The following is a 1010-nucleotide window of genomic DNA, read 5'->3' as shown; positions in this document are numbered from 1 at the left end:
GTGGCCGCTTCAGGGCGGCCGCAATATGCATCAGACCAGAATCATTACTGACCACCGCCATGGTCGCTGACAGCAAATCCACGGCCTGCTCCAGGGACGTGTTCCCCGCCAGCACCACCGCATGCTCATCCGCACCGTTCTCCAGTGCCCCGACGATCATATCCGCCACGGGCTGGTCTTTACCGGAACCGAAGATCCACACCTGCCCGCCACGCTCGATCCAGTGCTGGGCCACTGCGGCATAATGATGCTCTGGCCAACGCTTGGCCGGACCGAATTCAGCCCCGGGGCACAGCCCCAGCACCGGGCGGTCCAGGTTGAGATTATGCGCCGCCATGGCCCCATTGCGGGAATCGTCACTGACCTGCAAGTGTGGAGCGGTAATTTCATCCAGCCCCGGAACCGGCGCGCCTTCCGGCAATGCCAGCGCCACAAAACGCTGCACCATCAAGGGGTAGCGTTCCTTGTCCAGTTTGCGCACATCGTTGAGCAGGCCATAACGCATTTCGCCCCGCCAGCCGGTGCGCACCGGAACTTTCGCCGAAAACGGCACCAGCGCAGACTTGAGCGAATTGGGCAGCACATAACTTTGCTGATAGTGGCCGCGCAGGGATTTCCCCAATGCGTGCCGCTCACCAAGACGCAAATCGCCATGATCAAACGGCAACGCCAGCGCCTCTCGCACTTCCGGCATGCGTGACAGCAGCGGCCGGCACCAAGTCGGCGCGAGCACATCGATAGCACAATCGGGATATTGATGACGCAGTTCGGAAAACAGCGTTTGCGCCATCACCATGTCGCCGACCCAGGACGGGCCGACGACAAGGATGGCGGAGGGCGAGTCGGTAACGGTAGCCGGCATCCGCCTGCTTCAGCTCACGTAAGTGAGCCAGTCTCCGTAATCGTCATCCAGCTTGCCGCGCACCAAGTCGAAATAGACGGCCTGCAGCTGTTCCGTCACCGGGCCGCGTTTACCGGCACCAATGATACGACCATCCAGTTCACGGATC

The 1010-nt window shown here is 61.5% G+C and carries 1 protein-coding gene; it reads right to left on the bottom strand.

What is annotated here, in order from left to right; all coding sequences use genetic code 11:
* On the bottom strand, positions 1-862 hold an 862-nt coding region (gene waaF / locus A3730_RS00225; protein WP_063537199.1), incomplete at its 3' end, for a lipopolysaccharide heptosyltransferase II.
* Positions 863-1010 lie beyond the last annotated feature (148 nt).

This window comes from Alcanivorax sp. HI0044 (assembly GCF_001634945.1).
This window is presented reverse-complemented; position numbering and strand designations above follow the sequence as displayed.